We start from the raw sequence: 25,011 nt of genomic DNA on the forward strand, positions 1-25,011 counted from the left end.
AGTATCTTAAATTAATCATATTTTAGGCGAAATATTAATAAATGATACTTTCCGACAAACGTATTCTTGAAGAAATAGACAAGGGTACGATTATTATTGAGCCCTTTGCGGCTGATTGTTTAGGCACCAATTCTTATGACGTACATTTGGGCAAATACCTGGCCACTTATAAAGACCGCGTATTGGACGCCAAAAAACACAATGCCATAGACCATTTCGAGATCCCTAAAGACGGATTTATCTTACAACCGGGCACCCTGTATTTAGGGGTAACACTGGAATACACGGAGACCCATGCACACGTACCCTTCTTGGAAGGAAAATCGAGTACGGGACGCCTGGGAATCGATATCCATGCTACTGCAGGTAAAGGCGATGTTGGTTTTTGCAACACCTGGACCCTGGAAATCTCCTGTTCACAACCCGTAAGAATATATGCAGGAATGCCAATCGGGCAGCTGATTTACTTCCACGTGGAGGGGGATATTGCCACGATGTATAACACCAAAAGCGACGCAAAATATAACAACAAAACCACCAGACCAGTGGAGAGTATGATGTGGAAGAATAAATTTTAAAAAACCTTTAATACTCGTATATTGAGGTTCTAATAGGATAATTCTATTTCCATGAAAACCAGATATACAATAACGCTCTTTCTTCTCTTTGGTATATCACTCTTTTGCGCCTTCAAAATGGAAGACGACCCATTTTCTTTATTACTCAAGAAAATGGAAAAGTACAACCAGAAAAACCAGCAGGAAAAAGTACACCTGCATTTAGATAAACCTTATTATGCCATTGGGGATGATATTTGGTTTAAGGCCTACGTGGTAAACACACTAGATGGCCGCCCATCAAACACCAGCAACATTTTACGCGTAGAACTGATCAATGAATCAGACTCCATTAAAAAGCAGTTGCTGTTGCCCCTGATTGGCGGCGTTACCTGGGGCGATTTTAAACTGACGGATTCGTTAACCGAGGGGAATTACAGAATCAGAGCTTATACCCAATGGATGCGCAATGCCGGACCTGAATTTTTGTTCGATAAAACGATTAAAATCGGTAATGCCTGGGCAAATAAGGTATTCACCAACGCCAGCTATGCTTATACAACCGAGAACAATTCTCAAAAAGTAAACACTGTTTTAAAGTTCAGTGATAAGGATGGCAAGCCATACCTCAACCAGGAAGTAAGCTATGTGGTGGAATTGAACTTCAAAAACGTAGAAAAAGGTAAAGTCACCACAGACCAAAATGGCGAGGTCAACTTCGCTTTTTTAAGTCCTGCTGCCATCATGGGCCAGCCAGGTAAAATTACAGCCACCCTTAGCCTGCCCAACAAGCAAAAGGTAACGAAAGTCATTCCCATTATTGCCACCTCCAACAATATCACGGTGCAATTCTTTCCCGAAGGAGGAAACCTGGTGAACGATATACCTTCTAAAATCGGCATAAAAGCAGTAAACAGCAACGGACTGGGTAAGGATATTTCGGGAATTATTGTAGATCAAACTGGCGCAGAGGTGACCAGGTTCAGCAGTTCTTATCTTGGTATGGGCTCTTTCATCTTGAACCCGCAGGCTGATAAAACCTATACGGCCATTGTTAAGCATGAAGATGGATCTGAGCAGAAAGTAAGTTTACCCAAGCCGCAGCCTTCAGGTTATGTGTTGACTGTTAACAACCAGGACGATACAAAGATTCAGGCCAGCATAATGCTGAGCGCTGACCTTCTCGGGAATGGCGAATTAAAGCTGGTTGCCCAAAACCAGGGCAATGTCTATGCGGTGGCGAGAATTAAAAGCGACAAACAAATTGCCAAACTGGCCATTTCAAAAAATGACCTGCCTGCTGGCATTATCCAGCTCACCTTATTTAACCAGGCTAATAATCCGGTAGCAGAACGTTTGGTGTTTGTGAGAAACGCTGCAGAAACGATCAACCTGCAGGTAAGCTCAGCGAAAAAAGCATATCAACCAAGGGAAAAGGTAGACCTGGCTTTTAGTGCAGCCATAGGCGACAAACCTATTATAGGCAGCTTTTCTGTGGCAGTAACCAATAATGCGGTTTTAAAGCCCGACCTCGAAAATGAGAGCAATATCTTCAGTACCTTACTCCTCACTTCAGATTTACCCGGCTATATTGAAAAGCCTAATTATTATTTCCTTGACAATAACACCGACAGGCTAAAGAAGTTGGACAACTTGCTGCTTACCCAGGGCTGGAGAAGGTTTTCATGGAAAAATGTGATCAATAATAATGAGCCTGTAACCCGTTACCAGCCAGAAAAGTCATTGGTCATCAGTGGCACGCTCCTCACTCCCGGCGGAAAACCTATCCCAAGAGGCAAAGTATCCCTTTTCTCTTCATCTGGCGGATTATTGGCAATAGATACCCTGTCTGATGATCAGGGCCGTTTTGTGTTTGACGACCTGGCCTTTGGCGACAGCACCAAGTTTGTGGTACAGGGGAGAACAGAAAAGAATAAAAAAAATACAGAAATTAAATTAGACATTGTTCCGGGTATGGTGGTAACGAGGAGCAAAAACACAGGAGATATCGTGGTCAACGTCAATGAAGCCATTTCCGCTTATGTACAAAAGAGTGAAAATTACTTCGACGAACTCACCAGGCGGGGAATGCTGCAACGTACCCTCATGCTGAATGAAGTCAATATTGTGGAGAAGAGAAATCCGGCCAAAAACTCCTCCAATTTAAACGGTGCGGGAAATGCAGATGCCATCATTACTGCAGAGCAGCTTGGCACCTGTTTTACACTTGAACAATGCCTTCAGGGCCGTGTAGCGGGATTAATGTTCCAAGGCGGCATTCCTTATTTAACACGCGCCGGCGGAAGGCATCCCATGCAAGTCATTGTTGATGGCATGTATGTGGAATCTGATTTTATCGATGTCATTAATGTTCAGGATGTGGAAACAGTGGAGGTTTTGAAAAGCGCAAGCAACCTGTCGATCTATGGCTCCCGCGGTGGCGGTGGTGTCCTGATCATTACTACAAAAAGAGGTGGCGGTAATTACAACTATTCAAGTTATGCACCGGGTATCATTACCGTAATGCCAAAAGGTTATTCTTACAGCAGGGAATTTTATTCACCAACCTATGATACAGCAACGGCGTCCAGCGCACGCGACCTGAGAACTACCATTTACTGGAATCCAGCAGTGATCACTGATGCTGCTGGTAAAGCAAAATTAAGTTATTTTAACAGCGATGAAACAGGAACCTACCGGGTGCTTGTGGAAGGCATTAATGCACTGGGACAATTAGCAAGGGCCGAATATACTTACGAAGTAAATTAAGATACAGATGAACACCATTAAAGTTAATATAAAAGACCGTTTAGCCATTATCACACTCAACCGTGGAAAATCAAATGCCCTGAACAGGGAGATGATCACCGAGTTGACCGACATGTTTAATAACATTTCCGCGGACCAGCATATTGGCGGGGTGATGATTACCGGGCAGGAAAAATTCTTTTCTGCAGGGCTGGATTTAATGGAATTATATCATTATGATGAAGCGCAAGCCAGATCTTTCTGGGAACTGTTCCTGAAGTTTGCTGCCACACTTGTTGCCTTTAAGAAACCACTCGTAGCGGCAATAAACGGGCATAGTCCAGCGGGAGGCTGCGTAATTGCCCTTGCCTGTGACGCTAGGCTAATGGCAGAAGGGAAATTTATCATCGGTCTGAATGAAGTGCCGGTAGGTATCATTGTACCCAACAGCATCTTCCAGGTTTATGCCTTCTGGATTGGAAAGGCCAATGCTACCAGGAGTTTACTGGAGGGCAAACTGTTTAGTCCGGAAGAAGCCTTGGCCATTGGCCTTGTGGATGAGTTGGTTAATGCCGACAGCATTCTGACTGCCGCAGAGCGCAGGGTGAGGAAATACATGGCTTTTGAATCCAATACCTGGCAGCAAAGCAAGCTGAGCATCAGGAAAGACTTAATTGAAGCCACCACTGCTGACCAAAGTGAGGTATTAACCTTGGTGCTGGAGCAATGGTGGTCGCCAAACACCAGAAATATTCTAAAGACAATCATCAGTAACCTTCAAAAGAAATAAGATGTACAATCAGCCAATGCTCAGAGATGACGCTTTAAAAGGGAAAACAATTGTGATAACAGGTGGAGGAACAGGCCTGGGTAAAGCCATGGGCACCTATTTTCTTAAACTTGGGGCCAACCTGGTCATTACCAGTCGCAAGCAGGACGTGATCAGTAAAACCGCCGCTGAACTGGAAGAAGAAACTGGTGGAAAGGTATTGGCCGTGGCCTGCGATGTGCGGGAATATGCACAAGTGGAAAATGTCCTGGCTGAGACCCTGAAAACATTCGGAAAAGTAGACGGTTTGCTGAACAATGCTGCCGGCAACTTCATATCCCCGACAGAACGCTTGTCGGCGAATGCTTTTTCCTCGGTCATTGATATCGTATTAAAAGGATCAGTGAATTGCACCCTTGCTTTTGGTAAACACTGGATTAAAGAAAAGCAACCTGCAAGCATCTTAAATATTGTGACCACCTATGCCTTTACGGGATCGGCCTATGTAGTTCCTTCAGCATGTGCAAAAGGCGGCGTATTGGCGATGACACGCTCTTTGGCGGCAGAATGGGGTAAATACGGCATTCGTACCAATGCCATTGCGCCGGGTCCTTTTCCTACAAAAGGAGCTTGGGAGCGTTTACTTCCCGGTGAGCTGGCAGAGAAGTTTGACTTCAAAAACCGCGTACCTTTAAAAAGAGTCGGAGAACACCAGGAGCTGGCCAACCTGGCTGCATTCCTCATCAGCGACTTTGCCGGTTATATCAATGGCGAAGTGATCACCATTGATGGCGGCGAATGGCTGCAGGGCGCCGGCCAGTTTAACGGCCTGGAGGCGATCCCTAATGAAATGTGGGATGCCTTTGAGCAAATGACAAGATCAGCAAAAGGAAGTTAATGGCCGTTACCACCTGATTAAAGCACTGGCCCAGGTAAAGCCAGAGCCAAAGGCGGCCAAACAAACCAGGTCGCCTTCTTTAATCTTCCCTGCTTCCCATGCCTCACACAGGGCAATCGGAATAGAGGCCGCAGTGGTATTGCCATATTTCTGGATGTTATTGAAAACCTTATCGTCCGGTAATTTGAGCAGCTGCTGCACATACTGGCTTATCCGCAGGTTGGCCTGGTGCGGCACCAGCAGATCGATGTCCTGAGGCTGCAGGTTATTGGCATGTAAAGCCTCCTTAATCACTTCCGGGAACTTCACCACCGCCTTTTTAAATACCGCTGGCCCATCCATGTAAGGAAGGGCAGCACCACTTTCCAACTGTTCGGTGGTCATGAACAAGCCACCCAGTTCTTGATCGGGATAGCCGGGTTTATCTTTCAACCATTTATTGGCTGCAGCGCCGGGGTAATACATGGCTAACAATTCAGCATCTGCCCCATCGCTGTGCAAATGTGTACTCAGTATCCCTTGACCCTCATTTTTGGCAGGTTGCAGTACGACGGCACCGGCGCCATCACCAAAGATGACAGAGATATTCCGGCTTCGCGTTTCAAAATCCATAGCAAAAGAGTGCTTCTCGCTACCCACCACTAAAATATTTTTGTACATACCGGTTTTAATAAACTGATCGGCGATGGAAAGGGCATAGATAAAGCCCGAGCATTGATTGCGGACATCCAGTGCACCAATCTCTTTCATCTTCATTTCCCGCTGCAGCAATACACCACAACCTGGAAAATAATAGTCAGGACTTAAGGTGGCAAAGATGATGAAGTCTACGTCCTGGGCAGTGATCCCGGCCCGTTCGATTGCTATTTTTGCAGCTTCCACCCCCATGGTGGTGGTCGTTTCTTCCAGGCGATCAGCGAAGCGCCTTTCTTTAATCCCCGTCCGTTCCTGTATCCAGGCATCATTGGTATCCATTAATTTGGACAGGTCATCATTGGTATAAACATTTTTGGGAACGTAATAACCTATTCCTGCAATTTTAGAATTCTGCATCTGCGCTGGTTTAATTACAAATTTTAAGCAATATTTACGTTAACTGCAATATTATTTGAAAATATTTCACATGAGCATTAACTTTTGATGAAGGAAGGGTGACGTTTATGAATTAAAAATTAGAAAAAACTTCCGTTTCAAAAAGAAAAAATTTACCTTTAGATATGGAACCTAAGAAACGAATTTCCACTTTAGGCAAACCGCCTCAGAACAAAGAGAGTGCACATGTTCCTGCGCACAGAACAAGGGCTACCAGAACTTCGGCATTTAGTGAGTCTGCACGCCAAGCCTTGGGTTCAGAAAAATATCCTGAACCGGCAACAAGAAGAGCGATGGAGATCTTAAAACCCTATGAAGCTTCGTTTAAATCACCTGCTGCAAAGCTGACAGCCATAAAAAAGGGGCTAGAGGCACATGCCATCAGTGATTTAATTGAAATAACTGGTGCTACGCAAATGGATCTCGCACATATCCTAGATCTGACTGAACCTACTTTGAGAAAGCACATAAAAGTTGGCAAGGAACTTAATACAGGCCTTAGCGAACATATTTTGCAGCTGTTTCAGCTTTTTGATAAAGGCATGGATACTTTTGGCTCATTAGAAGAGTTTAAAAGCTGGCTTGGGCACGAAAGTATAGCGCTGTCGGCGCGGCCAGTTGAAATATTGGATACAATTACGGGAATTAACATGGTCATGGATGAATTAATTCGTATTGATTATGGGATCACGGTATAACCATGTTTGTTTATAGAATAAGCCAAAGCAAATATGCCCACTCCTTAAGTCCACCAGGGATAGCAGCACGGTGGAACGCTGCCGGAAAACGGATTGCTTATACCGGAGGAAGCCTGGCCTTATCATGTCTTGAAATGCTCGTTCATAAAAGTGGCGCCTCGTTGGCATCCGGCGACTTTTCTGTTTCCATTATTGAAATCGACGAGTCTTTGATGATCGATGAAATTACTACTGAGGAACTCCAACAGCTACACCCTCAATGGCATCAGCTCGTTAATTACCCTGTTACCCAGGAAATTGGTGACAAATGGCTGCGCGAAGGCAAATCTGCTATATTGAAAGTTCCCTCCGCTATTATTGACCTGGAATATAACTATTTGATCAACCCCGATCATCCGGACTTTTCAAAAGTTGAAATCGCTAACGTCTCTAAATTTACGTTCGACCCCAGGTTAAAAGCAAATCCCTAAAAGACCTGATAAAGAGCTGCGAGCCCACTATTATCTCCCTAGCAAGTCTGCCGTATGCATAACTGACCTGTTAATGATCAGTCATTGTCCCACAAACCATCGGTTACCTACTCACTATTGCGCTATAGTTTCATGTAATAAGTATACACCCGTTCTCCAAAATAAATATTGCTGAGGTAGCCTATTAAATGATCAATCCGCTCATTAAAATACAGATAAGCCTGAGTCTGGCAGTAAAAAGTATTTTTAACTGCGAGTATTTTTTTAAATTACCGTATTTTTGTACCATGTCAACAGAAACAAAAGAGGAAACGTTTACACTGGAAGAAATTCTGTCTTCCATTAAAACAACCAATCGTTTAATATTATGGAACGATGATATCAATACTTTTGAGCATGTGATAAACTGTATGATGAAGTACCTGGATTACACAGAGTCCCAGGCCGAAAAAATTGCCTGGGAAGTACATAGCAAGGGGAAATGTGCCATCCTGGAGGGATCTTACACCGAAATGGAGATTTACCGCAAAATCCTTAAACAGGAAGGCCTGAGCGTTACTGTTGAATAATTCCAACCCGCAACCGCATTTTTTTTGCCGCTTAGCCCAAAGTTTTGAACAACTCTATTAATTCCTGCTGTGTAGTTCTTGTTTTATCTTTTGCATACCAGCCATGAAGTTTTTCAGCAGTCACCATAATATCATCACTTTCCTTGTTCCAGTCGGCCAGTAAAGGCTTCACCAGGGCAGGCCTTGGGCCCCATTTAAACATCAACTCATCTTGCTCATTCAAAACTAGCAAGACAGGTATAGAACGCCCGCCATTCGTTAAGTGCGCATCGATCAATTCCAGCTGCTGATCTCTTAATACAAAGCGAAGTTCAAAATGTTCGGGAGCTGCCTTCACAATCTTATCAAAAACTGAAACTAGCTGTGCCGCATCGCCGCACCAGCCTTCAGTAATCACCAGCAAACGATAATTGTTTTTCACATCTTTCAAGATGCTCAAAAACTCCTCATTCAACTGAACGCTTTTGTCAACACGGCCCATTCTATGGAGGTTCATTTTAGTATAATGAAGCATAGCCTCCGAATCATCCTGACCGGTAGTTTTCCCCGCGGCGAGACGTTCCTTGATAAAATCTTTATAGGCTTCGTAGGTTAAGCCATCCTTCACAAAAATATTACTGTAATTAATCATTTTCTGTTGTAATAAAATAGTTACTCCTTAAATATTAAACTTCCTAGGCGTTTCTTTGTCAATCTAAGTGAAACCCCAATAAAAAGAAGCCAATCAGATGATAAAGATCCTTTACAAAGTACTGTTTTTAACCCTTATTACTTGCACCTTTTCTGTAAAACTTAAGGCACAAACAGCGCCACAAGCTAATATTGTGGCCAAAGTGATTGATGCACAGAGCAATCAAACTGTTCCTTATGCTACAGCTACAATATTAGACAGGAAGACAAAAGCAATAGTAAGAGTAGCACAAACGGACGTAAATGGAAATTTAAAAATCACCGGGATAGCGCCTGGGACATTTACATTTAAAATAAGTTATGTAGGATACCAGACCATGGTGAGGGACCCGATGGAAGTTGGGATACAACCAGAAGTCAATCTCGGCACGATCAAAATGACGCCATCCAAAGGTACTGCACTAAAAGAAGTGCAAATTACAACACAGAAAAGCACCATGCAGCTGGGTATCGATAAGAAAGTCTTCTCCGTAGACCAGAGTTTGGTGAGTGAAGGTGGTTCGGCAACCGATCTTTTACAGAATGTACCTACTATACAAACTGACATGGATGGAAACGTAAGTTTAAGAGGTTCTTCCGGTGTAAAGGTTTTAATTGACGGCAAGGCTTCACTCATTGGCGGCGGCGATGTTGCCCAGATTTTACAGTCTATTCCCGCCAGTTCTATCGAAAGTGTAGAGGTGATCACCAATCCATCTGCTAAATATGATGCAGAAGGCCAGTCGGGGATCATCAATATCGTATTAAAGAAAAACAGAAAACTGGGCTTAAATGGTTCCGTAGCTTTAACAGCGGGAAACCAGAACAGCTACAATGGTAACACCAATTTAAGCTTTCAAAATAATAAAATAAATATTTATGGTAATTATAGCTACCGTAGTGGCGACCGCCTGAGCGATGGTTATAACAACATTACTTATAAAGACAGCTCCTTCCCTACGGCTTTTGCCAACCAGCTTTCAGATTCAAAAGGCAGCAATAAAGGCCATAACGTTAAAGCTGGTATAGATTATTATTTAGCGGAGAAAAGTATCGTCAGCTTTTCCGGTGGATTTAACATCAGGGAAAATGACAGGTCTGAATTCCTTAACATCAACAAACTTAACTTGCAGGGCAATCCCGTTGAATTGAGTAACAGGACCAATGTCAATAAAAGAAGTGGCGACAGCTATGACCTGAACCTTGATTTTAGTCAGAAGTTTGGGAAACCGAACGAGGAACTGACTTTAAACTTCGGCTACTCTAAAGGTAACAATGATAATTTCCAGGAGTATCACACGAACATCTTTAACACCAATGGTGCTGCGGTAGACCTGCCTATCGGTATCAATACCAATACAGGTTTAGGAAACGACAAAAACTATAACATCCAGGCCGATTATACGCTGCCAACAAGTAAAACCGGTAAATTTGAAGCCGGTTACCGCAGTCAGATTCGTTATTCAGATAATAACACTTTGGCTCAGTTGTTAAATAGTAGCACCGGCGAATATGAGATGGATTACCAGGTGTCTAACGATTTCGACAGTAAAGACCAGGTACATGCCATTTATGCCAATTACCAGAACCAGATCAAAAACTTTGGTTACCAGGTTGGTTTAAGGGCGGAAGATGCCACGTTGAACACCACTTCCGGGGCTTATAGTCCTCAAGGTATTGGTTTTACGCCGGGGAAAGTGGCTTATACCAGGCTTTACCCAAGTGTATATTTAACCCAGAAACTGGAGAATGAGCAGCAGCTGCAATTAAACTACAGCAGAAGGGTGAACAGGCCAAGAGGTTGGGATACCAATCCTTTCCTTGATGTTTCTGAACCTTTGAGCCACCGTCAGGGTAATCCGAACCTTAAACCTGAAGATGTACATGCCTATGAATTCAGCTACAATAAATTCTGGCCTAAGGTTACTTTCATCTCCAGCGTTTACTTCCGTCAAACTAACGATGTGATTCAGCGCGTGAGGTCGTCTCCTGATGCTGATGGTGTTACCCTCACGACCCCTGAAAACTTAACCAGGGAGAGATCTACAGGTTTGGAACTGATTGGAAAAATTGATTTGCTTAAAGCATGGAATTTTACCGCTAACGCAAACCTTTACCAGCGCAATATCCAGGGCGTACCTGAATACGGCATCCTGGAAAACTCAGGTTTCAGCTGGAATGCCAACGTCACCAATAACATTACTTTGCCTTATAACATCACTTTACAGGTGAAAGTTGACTATAATGCAGCAGAGGTAATGGCACAGGGAAAAAGAAATGCAATGTTTGGTATGGATGCGGGCGCAAAATATGATTTACCTAACAAGAAATCTTCACTGAGCTTAAATGTGAGAAACGTATTAAATACCCGTAACTGGAGCATGACTACAGATATTCCGGGTGCATTTACTGACTTTAAAAGATACATGCAGGGTCCGGTGGCCAGTTTGACTTATTCTTACCGTTTCGGACAAACATCATTCAAAGCTAAAAAACCTAAAAAAGCAGAGCAGCAGGAACAACAAGGTCCTGATGAAGGGTCATTTTAATGAAAACAACGTTATACTTATTAGGAATCCTCATTGGATTCCTTTTTCCACTAAAAGTATCGGGTACGCTCCCGGGAAGTATTTCCGGAAAGGTAATGGAGGAGGTTGACGGCCTGCCAATTCCTTCAGCTGTCGTTTCTTTGTATTTCGGGGATGACACCACCCCGCCAATAGGCACCATACCGACAGACGAAAATGGCTTTTTTAAGTTCCAGGCACTGAAACCGGGAACTTATCATATCAAAGTAAGCTACATTGGTTTTGTTCCGTTTTTCTCGAGGAACATCATGATCACGGAAAAAGATCCAGACAAAGATTTAGGCGTTTTAAAACTCAGCAGTGATCAGCAATCGCTGGCAGAAGTTAACATTACCGCAGAGAAACCTACGGTGGAATTTGGAGCAGATATGATTACTTACAATGTAAGTCAGTCGCTGCTCGCCGAAGGCAGTACCGCAACAGATCTTTTAAAAAACGTGCCGATGGTACAGGTGGATATTGATGGCAATGCCACTATACCCGGTAAAAGAAGCACAAGGATTTTTATTGACGGAAAACCTTCTGATTACATGAGTTCCAATATTGCCGATCTGCTGAATGTTTTACCTTCGGATGCCATAGAAAAAATAGAAGTGATGACCAATCCGCCCGCCAAATATTCTGCCGACGGGGAAGGGATCATTAACATTGTGTTAAAAAAAGGATTTAAGGTTGGTTTCAATGGCAATGCTGGCCTTACGGCTGGTATGCAGGGAAACACCAACGCCAACACCAATGCTGCTTACAGGGCAAGGAAATTCGCTGTGAACGCCAGCGCCGCTTTCCGGCAAAACACTTCCAGGAGGACAAATGAATCTTTTAGAGAAAACTTCTTCCCTGACACCACCTTTTATTATGATCAGCATACCGCTAATCGCAGTAAAAATAAGGGTGGAAACTTCAGGACCGGCCTTGACTGGGACATCAGCAAGCAACAGAACCTGCGGGTGTCTGCCAATTTAAACTACAACAACAGTAAAGGCAGCTCTGGAAATACTTTTAATTACCTGGATCACACGAAGACCTTAAGTCGCATTCGGGATCAGCAGAATTTAAATGAAGGCAAGAGTAACAACGTGGTATTTAATGCGGATTATGAAGTGAAACTAGACAGTAGCGGCCAGAAATTGACAGCAGGCCTTACGCTTAACAGCAATTCGGGCAGTAATTTCAGGTTAATGGACCGCAAATTTATTTTCCCGGACATTGCAAATCCTACTTTACAGGAAAACGACAATCACACAGGCAGTAAGGGCGTTAATTTCAACCTGGACTATGACAAACCGATGTTCAAAAAAAGAGACCGCATAGAAATGGGACTGCGATACCATTACCGGGAAAACGACAACGACCTCCTGGTTCAGAACTTTGACTTTAAAGAACAACTGTATTTGGTGAATGAAACACTCACTAACCGCTTTCTTTATAAGGAACATATTTTATCCGGTTATGCGTCCTATAATTATAGAAAAAATGGCTGGGGTATCAAAGGGGGCCTGAGAACAGAAATGACCAAAGTTAATTTTGATTTGTCTACGGGAAACAAGTACCCGCTGGATCCTTATATCAGCCTGTTTCCAAATATATCATTTAACCGTTTTTTCAAGAAAAAGTACAATCTGGGTGCAACCTACAGCATACGCATCAACCGCCCCCGGGAAAACACGCTGAATCCGCAGGTCAATGACAATGACCCGCTCAATATCAGTTTCGGAAACCCGGACTTACAACCGGCCTATACCCATCAAATGGACCTGAGCTTTGGCATGTTTCAGGAAAAGTGGTCATTTACCCCGCGCCTCTCCTATTCAACCAGTAAAGGTGTCATTGAAAGGTTCCGTACGGTTTCATCCAATGGCGTTTCTGAAACCACTTACGATAATGTAGGATCTAATGATGCCCTGGCCTTAATCCTGATCGGCAATTACCGCCCAACGAAGAAAATATCCACACATGCCAATTTCCATGTGATTCAAAGTAAATACGCTTCCATCCTAAATAATTCCCTGAACAGAGATGGCATCAGCGTCAGGGCTGCAATGGGTTTTTCGATGCAGCTGCCGTTAAGAGCCGCATTTGAAACAAACCTAAACTACGAAAATAATGTAAATGCACAAGGGCGTACCAGCGGATCGGTAAACACCAGTCTGGCTGCCCGGAAATTGTTCTTTAAGAACAAGCTAAATGTAAGGATCAGCGGAAATGATCCTTTTGGAAAGCGAAACAACACGTTATTTAACGAGGGTAACAACTTTAAAGTGGACAGTTACTCCACCAATAACAGTAGCAATTTCACGGTGAGTGTGAATTACCGCATTACAAAAGTAAACAAGGCAGCGAGGTAACAGTGAGAAAAAGAGCTGGGTTAACCTGCTTTCAAAGTTAAAAATTCCACCAGGTGCTGTTCCAACAATTCTGTGTTGTAAGTTCCCTCAGTAGTATGGTCTGTAAGCTCCAGGGTATTTTCACTAACAGTGATCGTGTAAGCGTTACCGTCAATTATTTCAGGAAAGCTAATATTCACAATTCCCGAAACATGGGCAAAATCAATCGCCAGATTGCTGCGAAGTTGCTCATTGATATAAGCTGGAAATTCAGTTTTTAAAAGCTCGAATAAACTTTCAGAACTTAATGGTTGTACGTTATTTATAGAAATCATATGTTTTTCCATAATCACCCAATAATGATGCCCGAAAGTTAAACCGCCAACAATGCCCCAAAGAGCAATTAAAGCCTGACGAAGAGTGTATGATTTGAACTAATAATTTGATTGGTAAACTGTTTTTTCTATAAATCAGCAAATGACGCGGTACATATTATAACAGATTGCCAACCGGGTTAAAGCTGCCATTGCTTCCTAAAGAAACCAGTAAATTTGTATCTTGCGGCATGGAAGAAAGCAACCCCTGGACTACTTTAGACAGTCGTAAGATTTACGAGAACAACTGGATAGGCTTAACAGAACACCAGGTCATCAATCCTTCTGGCGGTCAGGGGATATATGGTGAGGTACATTTTAAAAACCTTGCCATTGGTATCCTCCCATTGGATAAGGACCTTAACACCTGGCTGGTTGGCCAATATCGCTTCCCCTTAAATGCTTACAGCTGGGAAATTCCTGAAGGCGGCGGGCCGCTGCACCTTGATCCTTTAGACAGCGCCAAACGGGAGCTTTTGGAAGAAACGGGTTTGAGTGCTGGTAACTGGCAGGAGATCCAACGGTTGCATTTATCCAATTCGGTGAGCAATGAATTGGCTATTGTTTATATTGCAAGGGATTTAACCATGGGCAAAGCCGAACCTGAGGAAACGGAGCAGTTAACCATCCGTAAACTTGCTTTTGAGGAAGCTTACCAGATGGTGATGCGTGGCGAAATTACAGACAGCATCAGCGTAGCTGCCATATTAAAAACCAAAATATTAATATTACAAGGCCAGATTTAAAAAAGACGGTATATTGGTAAGCTTTCTGAGTCAGGAAGGCTTTCCAAATTATATAAATAAGATGAAGAAACTTTTTGGATACGTATTAAGTCCTGTTTTTTACCTGCTATTTTTGTTAACCTTAGTGATATTTCAGCCTATTCAATGGTTATGCTATCGACTGTCGGGCTATAAAGCGCATAAAGCTTCGGTAGATGCGTTGAACTTTTTCCTGACTTACCTGCAATTTTTCCTCGGCAACTCAATTACTTTTGTCAACCACCAAACTTTGCCTGCCGACCGCCCCATTATATTTATCGCCAACCACCAAAGCATGTACGACATTCCGGGACTGATCTGGTTCTTGAGGAAACACCATGTGAAATTTATTTCAAAAATCGAACTGACCAAGGGAATCCCATCGATTTCCTTCAACCTGAAATACGGCGGAGGCGCAAATATCGACAGGAAAGACAACAAGCAATCCATAGGTGAAATCATTAAACTGGGCCGCAGGATGCATGAAAACAACTGGTCGGCCATGATTTTTGCAGAGGGCACCCGTGCCAAAGACGGCCGGATGAAAAGGTTTCACATTGGCGGAATAGCCACTTTAATGAAGCTTAACCCAAATGCCCTGGTTGTACCCATTGCGATTGAGAACTCATGGAAAGTGGTACAATATGGCGCCTACCCCCTGAGCACAGGCGAAGATATCCGGTGGACGGTTTTACCCCCTGTTGAAACCGCAGGCAAATCGCTCGAAGAAATTACGCTCACAGCAGAAAATGCCATCCGTGAAAAGCTGAACCAGGTATTGCAGGCTTAAAGGTTTTTGGTGTCGATGCGTTTAAAGAACTCTTCTCTGTAAGTGTCCCCTATCGGGATCGTTTTGCCACTGATAGAAATGCGGCTCCGCTCAATACTTTCAATTTTATCCAAAGAAATAATATACGACTTATGCACGCGGATAAATTGAGTTTGTGGCAGGGTTTCTTCCATTTTCTTCATATTTTGAAGCGTGATCACTCTTTCTGTTTTGGTAAAAATAGAGATGTAATCTTTCAGCCCTTCAATATACAGGATATCATCAAGTTGTATCTTTTGGATCTTATGTTCTGTTTTAACGAAGATAAAGTCCTGTACAGGCTGTACTTGTGTGGCAGGTGCGCTAACAGTTAAAAGCGGTGCAGGTGCGGCAGAAACCTCAGATTTTAATATCAGGTTATGCACCTTCTCCACCGCCTTGTAAAAGCGGTCGAACGCAATTGGCTTTAACAGATAGTCGGATACATTGAGGTCATAACTTTCCAGCGCATATTGAGAATAAGCAGTGGTTAAGATAAAATTAGATTTTCCAGTCGCAATTTTTAAAAACTGTATACCTGTAAGGTCAGGCATCTGAACATCAAGAAAAACAAGGTCGATACCACCAGCCTGAACAATTTGCAAGGCTTCAATGGCATTTTCTGTGCGTCTCACCAATTCCAAAAATGGAACTTTAGAAATATAATCTTCTATAATATCCAGTGCTAATGGCTCATCGTCCACAGCGATACATTTCAATTTCCTCATATGTCAAGCATTAGTTCACTCGTATAATGTGTAGGTGTATTAACGATATTTAATTTATAGCGATCGGGATACAACAGCTGCAGCCTGCGCTCTACATTATTTAATCCTACACCACCCATTTCATCCTTATTAAAATTATTCTTTTTATTTGTAATACTAAAATGGAGAATCTTCTGATTGGCGATCAGGTTAATCTTGATCGGATCTTTCGGATCATTGGCTACGCCATGCTTAAAAGCATTCTCCACAAAAGAAATCAAAATCAACGGCACAATCGGTTGGTCGTTAATTTCACCGTTAATAGTCAGCTCTACTGCAGCGCCATCTTTAAAACGCAGTTTCTGCAGCTCTATATAGCTTTTTACATATTCAATTTCCTTGCTTAAAGCTACCCAGCTGTCGTTACTTTCATAAATCATGTACCGCATAATTTCAGACAGTTTCAATACCGCATCCGCCGTTTTATCAGATTTCTGGTAGGCCAGGGAATAAATATTGTTGAGGGAATTGAATAGAAAATGCGGGTTTAACTGCGACTTCAGGAATTGAATTTCCATGTCCTTTTTCTCGCTTTCCAGCTTGCGTTGAACTTGCTCATTACCAAACCAGTCTACCGCAAATTTAATGAGCGAACTGATGACGATAAAAAAACCGGAGGTAAAAACTGCGCTGAATATATATTGGGGGATTTCTGTAATTACCTTTTTACTCGTATGGTCATTGATATGGGTGAGCACGATATCGCTGTATAAGAAGGCCACCAATGTTTTGAGCACACTCATAAAGATGATGAGCAGCACTATAGAAATAATGTACAATGCATACTTTTTCCGCTCTTTCACCAGCTGAGGAATCAGCAGCATATAGTTAATGTAAAAAATAGAGATATTAATTAACCCATAATAGCCGAAATACACCAGGATCATATACCAGGATATTTCTTCCTTGTAGTTGATGATTGTCATCACACAGAGCATCCCCAGGAGTAACCAGAAGATGGCATGGATGAAGATGGATCCTTTATTTTTCATCAGTATATATAATTGTTTTTTAACGGTGATGAAGCTATCATCAGCTTATGTTCATTGCTTTTTGTAAGCTGCAAGCTGATGATGGTTTCATTCTCGAAAGTAAATTAACAGCCTCTAAAAATAAACAACTGGTTCTTAATAAGCACTTCCGTTCGACGAACGGTCAATATTCTTCTACGAATGCTTCAAAATAGCTAAAATCCTTCAATAAGGCCATATTCGGGGTTGATCTAGAATAAATGTAGCTTGGTCTAAAAGATTTTAGCAGCGATTTTTTTATGATTCTATTTGTTCCATCAAAACGAATCATTATGAAAAAGTTAGCAAACGTTTCGCCATTTATACTCCTATTAGTCCCTGTGTTTGTGATGATGTTATTAACCTTCACCACCAGCATCAACAGCACGACTACCGAGCAAGAAAATATAGCTGTAAAAAGCAAAACCACTGAAAGCAACTCTTTGATAAAAGTAAGCACTTCTTTTAACTAAGAGAAAGCGCTGTTTACTTTCCAGGTTTAGGCACCACAATCAGACTCTCATGTCCGGCGGCGTCTACAGCCTGGAGACCGAACAAGTAATTGTCTTTCGAATAGGGGATTTCAGCAGAAGTTTCAGCTACGAAGAACTTCTTCTCCCAAAACGGGCTAGTGGTTTCCCTGATCAGGATGTGATAACCTGCAGGTGCTTTCCCCCCGGGTGCCGTCCACTTCAACGCACTTTTATTAGTTAGTGTGGACGTAATTAAAACAGGGTCTTGTGGTGGTGCTGGCGCCAGACCCAGGTTGGCCAGAACAGCCAGGTTAAGCCTGGTGATTTTTTGCAGGTAAGTATAATCTACATATTCCGGTAAATCGCCAAACTTAAAGCCATTCTCAGTCCTGATGTCCTGGTGCTGACGATTAAAATCTTCATTCATTTCTGTAATTCTCACTGCAGTGAAACCTTGTGCAGAAAAAGGGGTATGATCTCCACCTCTTAAAAAACGATCCTTTCTATACACCAGCTTAACCTCCAGGTGGTCTATATATTTCTCGCCGGTTTCCTTGATATACCGGGCCGCTTGACGGGCATTGCCATCATTCTCTCCACCAGTAGCCTGGCGTAATGCAGCTTGTTCTTTTGTTTCTACTTCAGGAACGCCTTCAGAAAATATCCGCACCCTGCTGTTATCTTTCAGATCCGTTTCCATGCCATAGCTGTTTCCGATCATGTCATTGTTCAATAACAGGTGAACATCCCAGCCTTCATCACGTGCCTTTTTAGCGAGGTGTGCCGCACCATAAAGCCCCTGCTCTTCCCCTACCATGGCTACAAATACAATGGTGGTTTGGAAAGATTTTTTGCTCATGACCCGGGCAAGTTCCAAAACCCCGGCAACACCGGAAGCATCATCGTTGGCACCGGGGGCAAAATCTTTACTGTTCATGACATCGGTAACCCTGGAATCATAATGCCCGCAAACCAGCAGCATCCTTTTGTCGGCAGGTGCTGTACCAGGTAAAATCGCGACAACATTTTTCAACACCACCGGTTTCAATATCCTCCTGCCATCTGCAGGCTGCACGAAACTGTCGTATTGTACCTGCAGCTTTCCCCCATTATCTTTATTGTAGCGCTCAAATTCTGCCTTGATCCAGCTTCTGGCAGCACCTATCCCCCTGGTTTTACTCAACGTATCACTGAGTGTATGCCTGGTATGAAAGGACGCTAATTTGCTGACTGATTGTTCGAGGTTCGCAGCCGACACTTCTTCCAGCATTCGGGTAATATAAGGATCCCGGGTAATGGTTTGTTGCGCCTGAACGGTGTTGAAAAAGAGAAAGATGAGGAGCGTGTACAGTAATTTCATAACCAGCTGTTTGTTCTTAATTGTGCTTGGGGCATGCTAAAGGTAAGCTTAAAATTGCTTCAGGTTTCTTAAATGTTCTTAAGGAAAGATACGCCTTATTGTTAAAACATTTATCAACTAAAAAAATAGTTATAAATATTTGCATAACTAACTTATTAGTTATAGCTTTAAATAACGTTTATCAACAGCCTGCAGCACGCTGATAATCAACACCTAAAAACCGATAAAACATGGAAATAAAAGATTTAACCAAAGCAGAAGAACAGCTGATGCAAATCATCTGGCAAATAGAAAAAGGTTTTGTCAAGGACGTGATGGATCATTTACCAGAACCGAAACCAGCCTATAATACGGTTTCTACCATTATCAGGATCCTGGAATCAAAAGGTTTTCTGGCCCATGAAGCCTTTGGCAAAGCACATCAGTATTATCCTTTAATCAGCAGGGAAGATTATAAACGGCATGCGACAGAGAAGCTCTTGGATAATTACTTTGAAAATTCTGTAGAAAGCATGTTTTCCTTTTTTGTGAAGGAAGATAAGCTGGACCTGAGTGATGTGGATGAGATTTTAAAAATGATTAAGGACATGAAAAACCGACCAAGATGAGCTGGGCACATTATCTACTGCAAGCCAATATCTACCTGTTGGTATTTTACGGCTTCTATAAGCTCTTGTTAGACAAGGAGACTTATTTTACCTTGAACCGCCTCTATTTGGTGTCTGCGGGCCTTCTATCCCTTAGTTTACCTTTTTTAAGATGGGATTGGTTAACGACGCAACCGGCAGCTCAACCAATTTATTCGGGGCTGGACCAGTTGATGGGCGAGGCATCAATTAACGAAGTGCAGGCGGCTGAATTTAACCTGGGTGAATTTCTCGCACTCGTCTATGTCGTGGGTGTTGTATTTTTCACCCTCAGGTTACTTTATCAGCTATTGCAGGTGAGGCGTATCCTGAAGACAAGCACAGCAGGCGCTGCCTTTTCTTTTTTTAAGCAGAGCGCTATTGACCCGGAGTTGCCGGAATTCAAGACTATACAACATCATGAAGCTGTGCACAGCAGGCAATACCATAGCATGGATGTCATTTTCTTTGAAGTACTTGGCATCTTCACCTGGTTCAATCCAATTATCTATTTGTACAAGCAGAGCCTGAAAAGCATTCATGAGTACCTGGCAGATGAAGAAGCCGTAAAATTCATCGGCGATAAAGAACAGTATGCATTATTATTGGTTAGCCATGCCTTTGGGATACCTGTAAACCACCTTACGAACAGTTTTTTCAATAAATCACTCCTTAAAAAACGAATTTATATGCTTAACCAACAGAAATCTGCAAAAACCGCCTTATTAAAATACGGCCTGTTTTTACCCTTATTTGCACTGACCCTGATCTTTTCTTCTGCCAGCTTGCGCAACAACGAGCAGTTAAAAGAGGCAGCGGCAGCAATTCCATTAGAGAAACCACTGAACATCCTTCAGGATATAGCTCCGTCCACCTCCTTACAGGGTTGGGATGATTTTTATTCCTTTGGAAAACGAAACCTAAAATATCCAAACGAAGCCGTTATCGCTAAAAAAGAAGGTGATGTTCATATCAAATTCAACCTTAAAGATGGCAGCATCAACAACTTGGGTGTTGCTGGATCATCAATGGGATTTGGTTTGGAGGAAGAAGTAATGCGAAGCATTTTAGCTTATAAAAAGTACCAAAACATCCCAAATGGCGATTACCTCTTTACGGTTAATTTCAGACTTCAGGATGTTGAAAAAAAGGCTGAAAACACCAACGAATTTGCTTTAGCGGGTTATACAAAATTGAACACCATTACAGTTACAAGAGAATCCCAGGTCTATGATTTTGTGTCTATTGAAACGCAACCAAGTTTTCCAGGTGGGATGGACAAATTTTACGAATACCTGCGTGGGAATTTAAAATACCCGGCAGAAGCCAAAGCCAATAAAATAGAAGGAAAGGTATTTATATCATTTATTGTAGAAAAAGACGGCAAGATTAACCACATTCGTGTAGACCGAAAATTAGGATACGGAACTGATGAAGAAGCAGTAAGGGTATTGGAAGAATCTCCAAACTGGACGCCAGGCATTTTGAATGGTAAGCCGGTAAGAGTTAAATATAATATTCCGGTCGGTTTCAAATTGCCAGATACTACAAAAACAACTGTTATAGGATATAAGCGTTCTAAAGATAGCACGAGCGTCATCGCCGTAAGCGAAATGAAAGCACAGTCAAAGCCAATGTATATGGTTGACGGTGTAAAAGTACTCGAAAGTGACATGAACAACCTTAGTCCAAATGAAATCGCATCAGTAAATGTCTTAAAAGGTCCATCGGCAGTTGAAATTTATGGTGCAGAGGGAAAGAATGGCGTGCTGGAAATCAAGACTAAAGCGAAAAGTTTAAATAAGGTAACAGCACCCGTAAATGAGCCAAAGAAAGCTGATTAGTCTCGTTTAAAAAAAGCTAAAACACAAAACCCCAACCAAATTGGCTGGGGTTTCGCTTATACCCTTGTCTCGATCTATAAATTTATTAAACTTCTTCTTCAGAAACAAATTTTGCGTGATAAAAATCACGATTCATTCTTGCAATATTTTCAAGGGTGATTCCTTTAGGGCATTCAACCTCACAAGCACCGGTATTGGTACAGTTACCAAAACCTTCTGCATCCATTTGCGCAACCATGCTTTGTGCACGACGGTAACGTTCTGGCTGTCCTTGTGGCAATTGTGCCAGTTGGGAAATCTTTGCCGAAGTGAATAACATTGCCGAAGCATTTTTGCAGGTGGCAACACAAGCACCACAACCTATACAAGCAGCAGCTTCAAAAGCCGAGTCTGCCTGACTCTTAGGAATAGGAAGGTTGTTTGCATCCTGTGCATTCCCTGTATTCACTGATATAAAGCCTCCTGCAGCAACAATTCTGTCGAATGCAGTACGATCTACCATTAAGTCTTTAATTACTGGAAACGCTGTTGCTCTCCATGGTTCAACAACGATGGTATCGCCATCTTTAAATGAACGCATGTGTAACTGACAAGTTGTTACACCTTCCAGCGGTCCATGAGGTCTGCCGTTGATATACATTGAACATGCACCACAGATACCTTCCCTGCAATCATGATCAAAAACAACAGGCTCATCACCTTTAGTAACTAAAGTTTCATTCAATACATCAAACATCTCCAAGAATGACATATCAGGAGAAATATCAGCTACTTTATAATCCACCAATTGACCATTGGCTTTGTTATTTTTTTGACGCCAGATTTTTAGCGTTAAATTCATATTTCCTGTACTCATGATTTTGAGATTTACTATTTATAACTTCTTTGTGCAACCTTAATGTTTTCGAAATTCAATTCTTCTTTATGCAATTTGAATTGAACATCACCTGAATATTCCCAGGCAGAAACATAAGAATAATTCACATCGTCCCTTAACGCCTCACCTTCTGGTGTCTGAAATTCTTCGCGGAAGTGACCACCACAAGATTCATTTCTGTCCAGGGCATCCATGCACATCAACTCACCCAATTCGATAAAGTCAGCTACACGGCCAGCTTTTTCTAATTCTGGATTTAATTCATCGGCAGTGCCAGGAACCTTAAGGTCAGACCAGAATTCCTTACGCAATTCACGGATCTCAACAATAGCTTCCTGAAGGCCCTTTTCATTACGTGCCATACCACATTTTTCCCACATGATTTTTCCTAATTTCTTGTGGAAATAATCAACAGTCTTGGTTCCTTTAATGGCGAAGAATGTATCAAGGATTGACTTCACACTTGCTTCTGCTTCCGCAAACGCCGGATGGTCTGTCGAGATAGCCTTGGTAGACAAATCTTTAGATAAATAAGCACCAATGGTAGCAGGGATCACAAAGTATCCATCTGCCAGTCCCTGCATCAATGCCGAAGCACCTAAGCGGTTAGCACCGTGGTCAGAGAAATTTGCTTCACCCAGAGCATACAAACCAGGTACAGTTGTCATCAGGTTATAATCAACCCATAAACCACCCATGGTATAGTGAACTGCAGGATAAATGCGCATAGGCACATCATAAGGATCTTCACCAGTAATTTGTTTGTACATGTCAAATAAGTTACCGTATTTCTCCTTAATCACTTCTCTTCCCAACCTCATGCAAGTTTCATAATCGGGATTGTGGTCGTTATGTTTTGTAGCTTCGATACGTCCGTAACGTTCTGTATTGGCTTTAAAGTCCAGGTAAACCGCTAATTTGGATTTACCAACACCATAACCTGCATCACAACGTTCTTTTGCAGCACGGGATGCCACATCACGCGGAACCAGGTTACCAAAAGCAGGGTAACGACGCTCTAAATAATAATCTCTTTCCTCTTCAGGGATATCCGTAGGTTTACGGTTATCATCTTTCTTTTTAGGCACCCAGATACGTCCGTCATTTCTTAAGGACTCAGACATCAGGGTTAACTTACTCTGGTGATCTCCGGAAACCGGGATACAAGTTGGGTGAATCTGCGTGAAACAAGGGTTACCAAAAAAAGCACCTTGTTTGTGTGCTTTCCATGCTGCCGTTGCATTACTTCCCATTGCGTTGGTAGAAAGGTAAAATACGTTACCATAACCACCGCTGCAGATCAATACGGCATGACCGAAATGGCGTTCCAATTCTCCGGTAATTAAATTACGGGCAATGATACCACGCGCTTTACCGTCAACTTTAACCACTTCAAGCATTTCATGGCGGGTATACATTTCTACCTTACCCATGCCAATCTGACGCTCCAATGCACTATAAGCACCTAAAAGCAATTGCTGACCAGTTTGTCCGGCAGCATAAAAAGTCCGTTGAACCTGTGTACCACCAAAAGAACGGTTATCTAATAGACCACCATATTCCCTTGCCAGAGGCACACCTTGTGCAACAGCCTGATCAATAATATTCGAGCTTACTTCAGCTAAACGATAAACGTTAGCTTCACGGGCACGGTAATCGCCACCTTTAATGGTGTCGTAAAATAAGCGGTAAGTGCTATCGCCATCATTCTGGTAATTCTTTGCCGCATTGATTCCTCCCTGCGCAGCAATAGAGTGTGCACGACGTGGAGAATCCTGAAAACAAAAACATTTAACTTTGTATCCCATTTCAGCAAGCGTAGCCGCAGCCGAAGCACCGGCTAAACCAGAACCCACAACAATGATTTCTATATTCCTTTTATTGGATGGATTTACCAAAGGCATCGAAGAACGTAACTTAGTCCATTTTTCGGTTAATTCACCTTCTGGTATATGAGCATTTAATTCTGCCATGTTATTTTAAGCTTAGACGTTCAAAAATTAATTAATAAAACCTGCATAAAAGGCGATCGGCATTAAAGCGAAAAGCACAGATATGATGATGGAATACCAAACACCAAAGCCTTTGATCAGGCCATTGTATTTTTTGTGGTTCCATCCCAATGTTTGGAATGCAGAAGCGAAACCATGTAGTAAATGGTAACATAATGAAGCCATAGCCAATGTATACAGGATTACAATCCACACATTGCTAAAAGTTTCTTTCATTACCGCATAAAGGTCCTCGTTACCGTTTACATCAAGTGTAGGGATTCCTGTAAACCTGGATACTACCCAGAAGTTAGCTAAATGCACAATTAAAAAGATAGCTAACAATGTTCCCAATAAACCCATCGAACGGGAATACCATTTACTGTTTGCTTTGCCATCATTAACTGCATATTTTACAGGTCTCGCTGCCTGGTTTTGAAAAGTTACACGGGCACCCTGGTAAATATGAGCTATTAAGCCCACGAAGAGCACGATCTCGCCGGCCCTGATTACCCAGTTACCAGACATAAAATGTGCACCCATATTAAAGGTAAGACCTCCGTCATTAATAAATATCAGCGCATTGAGAAAACAATGCACTATTAAAAATAAAACCAAAAACAGGCCGGTAATGCCCATTATTAATTTTTTCCCAATAGAAGAGGAAAAAGCGTTTCCGAAACTAGCCATTTGTTTGTTTTTTAATATTTTGTAACTGCAAAAGTATTTAATAAA

The 25,011-nt window shown here is 42.3% G+C and carries 23 protein-coding genes; 14 read left to right on the top strand and 9 right to left on the bottom strand.

Translation table 11 applies throughout. The features are described 5' to 3' along the window. Positions 1-41 precede the first annotated feature (41 nt). The 4 genes from dcd (at position 42) to WG905_RS16615 (ending at position 4,972) form a co-directional block, all read left to right on the top strand. Positions 42-578, top strand: coding sequence for a dCTP deaminase (gene dcd, locus WG905_RS16600; protein WP_339592869.1), 537 nt, complete (start codon positions 42-44; stop codon positions 576-578). Between the two features lie 153 nt (positions 579-731). Beyond that, positions 732-3,326 carry a TonB-dependent receptor plug domain-containing protein gene (locus WG905_RS16605; protein ID WP_339592870.1) on the top strand — a complete coding sequence of 865 codons (2,595 nt, stop codon included), beginning with the start codon at positions 732-734 and terminating at the stop codon, positions 3,324-3,326. 7 nt (positions 3,327-3,333) lie between these two features. Further along, the gene (locus tag WG905_RS16610) at positions 3,334-4,095 is read left to right on the top strand and encodes an enoyl-CoA hydratase/isomerase family protein (protein WP_339592871.1); all 762 of its coding nucleotides are present in this window, start codon (positions 3,334-3,336) and stop codon (positions 4,093-4,095) included. 1 nt (position 4,096) lies between these two features. Continuing rightward, positions 4,097-4,972, top strand: coding sequence for an SDR family oxidoreductase (locus WG905_RS16615; RefSeq protein ID WP_339592872.1), 876 nt, complete (start codon positions 4,097-4,099; stop codon positions 4,970-4,972). A gap of 6 nt (positions 4,973-4,978) precedes the next feature. Here WG905_RS16615 and WG905_RS16620 read toward each other — a convergent pair whose 3' ends face one another. Then, positions 4,979-6,025 carry a 3-oxoacyl-ACP synthase III family protein gene (locus tag WG905_RS16620; protein ID WP_339592873.1) on the bottom strand — a complete coding sequence of 349 codons (1,047 nt, stop codon included), beginning with the start codon at positions 6,023-6,025 and terminating at the stop codon, positions 4,979-4,981. Positions 6,026-6,189: 164 nt separating this feature from the next. Between WG905_RS16620 and WG905_RS16625 the strand changes: the two genes are divergently transcribed. The 3 genes from WG905_RS16625 (at position 6,190) to WG905_RS16635 (ending at position 7,801) form a co-directional block, all read left to right on the top strand. After that, a complete protein-coding gene (locus tag WG905_RS16625; protein WP_339592874.1) occupies positions 6,190-6,762 on the top strand; it encodes an Xre family toxin-antitoxin system antitoxin in 573 nt (190 codons plus the stop codon). A 2-nt stretch (positions 6,763-6,764) separates the two neighbouring features. After that, on the top strand, positions 6,765-7,232 hold the full coding sequence (locus WG905_RS16630; RefSeq protein ID WP_339592875.1) for an RES family NAD+ phosphorylase: 468 nt from the start codon (positions 6,765-6,767) through the stop codon (positions 7,230-7,232). 287 nt (positions 7,233-7,519) lie between these two features. Further along, entirely contained in the window at positions 7,520-7,801 is a 282-nt protein-coding gene (locus WG905_RS16635) for an ATP-dependent Clp protease adaptor ClpS (RefSeq protein WP_339592876.1), read from the top strand. 31 nt (positions 7,802-7,832) lie between these two features. On the opposite strand, the gene WG905_RS16640 is transcribed toward WG905_RS16635, so the two are convergent. Beyond that, complete coding sequence (locus tag WG905_RS16640) at positions 7,833-8,432, bottom strand: thioredoxin family protein (protein WP_339592877.1); 600 nt, start codon at positions 8,430-8,432, stop codon at positions 7,833-7,835. A gap of 97 nt (positions 8,433-8,529) precedes the next feature. Here WG905_RS16640 and WG905_RS16645 point away from each other — a divergent pair, with 97 nt between their 5' ends. Next, positions 8,530-11,019: a TonB-dependent receptor gene (locus WG905_RS16645; protein WP_339592878.1), complete on the top strand. Its 2,490-nt coding sequence runs from the start codon at positions 8,530-8,532 to the stop codon at positions 11,017-11,019. Continuing rightward, entirely contained in the window at positions 11,019-13,403 is a 2,385-nt protein-coding gene (locus WG905_RS16650; protein ID WP_339592879.1) for a TonB-dependent receptor, read from the top strand. The genes WG905_RS16645 and WG905_RS16650 overlap by 1 nt, the downstream gene beginning before the upstream one ends. 20 nt (positions 13,404-13,423) lie before the next feature. Here the strand turns inward: WG905_RS16650 and WG905_RS16655 are convergent, their stop codons facing one another. Then, positions 13,424-13,729, bottom strand: a complete 306-nt coding sequence (locus WG905_RS16655) for a hypothetical protein (protein ID WP_339592880.1) — start codon at positions 13,727-13,729, stop codon at positions 13,424-13,426. Between the two features lie 218 nt (positions 13,730-13,947). Between WG905_RS16655 and WG905_RS16660 the strand changes: the two genes are divergently transcribed. Further along, positions 13,948-14,502 (top strand): NUDIX domain-containing protein, encoded by a 555-nt coding sequence (locus tag WG905_RS16660; RefSeq protein WP_339592881.1) that lies wholly within the window; start codon positions 13,948-13,950, stop codon positions 14,500-14,502. Between the two features lie 61 nt (positions 14,503-14,563). Further along, a complete protein-coding gene (locus WG905_RS16665; protein ID WP_339592882.1) occupies positions 14,564-15,310 on the top strand; it encodes a lysophospholipid acyltransferase family protein in 747 nt (248 codons plus the stop codon). Here WG905_RS16665 and WG905_RS16670 read toward each other — a convergent pair. Together WG905_RS16670 and WG905_RS16675 are read right to left on the bottom strand one after the other, a co-directional pair. Then, positions 15,307-16,056, bottom strand: a complete 750-nt coding sequence (locus WG905_RS16670) for a LytR/AlgR family response regulator transcription factor (protein ID WP_339592883.1) — start codon at positions 16,054-16,056, stop codon at positions 15,307-15,309. The two genes, WG905_RS16665 and WG905_RS16670, sit on opposite strands and share 4 nt — an antisense overlap. Next, on the bottom strand, positions 16,053-17,087 hold the full coding sequence (locus WG905_RS16675) for a sensor histidine kinase (protein WP_339592884.1): 1,035 nt from the start codon (positions 17,085-17,087) through the stop codon (positions 16,053-16,055). The genes WG905_RS16670 and WG905_RS16675 overlap by 4 nt, the downstream gene beginning before the upstream one ends. Before the next feature lie 311 nt (positions 17,088-17,398). Here WG905_RS16675 and WG905_RS16680 point away from each other — a divergent pair, with 311 nt between their 5' ends. After that, entirely contained in the window at positions 17,399-17,578 is a 180-nt protein-coding gene (locus WG905_RS16680; RefSeq protein ID WP_339592885.1) for a hypothetical protein, read from the top strand. Between the two features lie 13 nt (positions 17,579-17,591). Here WG905_RS16680 and WG905_RS16685 read toward each other — a convergent pair whose 3' ends face one another. Further along, positions 17,592-18,938, bottom strand: a complete 1,347-nt coding sequence (locus WG905_RS16685; protein ID WP_339592886.1) for a M20/M25/M40 family metallo-hydrolase — start codon at positions 18,936-18,938, stop codon at positions 17,592-17,594. Between the two features lie 230 nt (positions 18,939-19,168). On the opposite strand from WG905_RS16685, the gene WG905_RS16690 reads away from it, so the two are divergent. Both WG905_RS16690 and WG905_RS16695 read left to right on the top strand, forming a co-directional pair. After that, positions 19,169-19,546, top strand: a complete 378-nt coding sequence (locus WG905_RS16690; protein WP_339592887.1) for a BlaI/MecI/CopY family transcriptional regulator — start codon at positions 19,169-19,171, stop codon at positions 19,544-19,546. Continuing rightward, positions 19,543-21,408, top strand: a complete 1,866-nt coding sequence (locus WG905_RS16695; protein WP_339592888.1) for a TonB family protein — start codon at positions 19,543-19,545, stop codon at positions 21,406-21,408. The genes WG905_RS16690 and WG905_RS16695 overlap by 4 nt, the downstream gene beginning before the upstream one ends. Positions 21,409-21,493: 85 nt before the next feature. On the opposite strand, the gene WG905_RS16700 is transcribed toward WG905_RS16695, so the two are convergent. The 3 genes from WG905_RS16700 to WG905_RS16710 are packed head-to-tail and all read right to left on the bottom strand — an operon-like array spanning position 21,494 to position 24,966. Beyond that, positions 21,494-22,264: a succinate dehydrogenase/fumarate reductase iron-sulfur subunit gene (locus WG905_RS16700; RefSeq protein ID WP_339592889.1), complete on the bottom strand. Its 771-nt coding sequence runs from the start codon at positions 22,262-22,264 to the stop codon at positions 21,494-21,496. Between the two features lie 14 nt (positions 22,265-22,278). Next, positions 22,279-24,258 carry a fumarate reductase/succinate dehydrogenase flavoprotein subunit gene (locus tag WG905_RS16705; RefSeq protein ID WP_339592890.1) on the bottom strand — a complete coding sequence of 660 codons (1,980 nt, stop codon included), beginning with the start codon at positions 24,256-24,258 and terminating at the stop codon, positions 22,279-22,281. Between the two features lie 27 nt (positions 24,259-24,285). Beyond that, positions 24,286-24,966 carry a succinate dehydrogenase cytochrome b subunit gene (locus WG905_RS16710; RefSeq protein WP_339592891.1) on the bottom strand — a complete coding sequence of 227 codons (681 nt, stop codon included), beginning with the start codon at positions 24,964-24,966 and terminating at the stop codon, positions 24,286-24,288. Positions 24,967-25,011 lie beyond the last annotated feature (45 nt).

The sequence above is a fragment of the Pedobacter immunditicola genome (assembly GCF_037482985.1).
GTDB lineage: Bacteria > Bacteroidota > Bacteroidia > Sphingobacteriales > Sphingobacteriaceae > Pedobacter > Pedobacter immunditicola.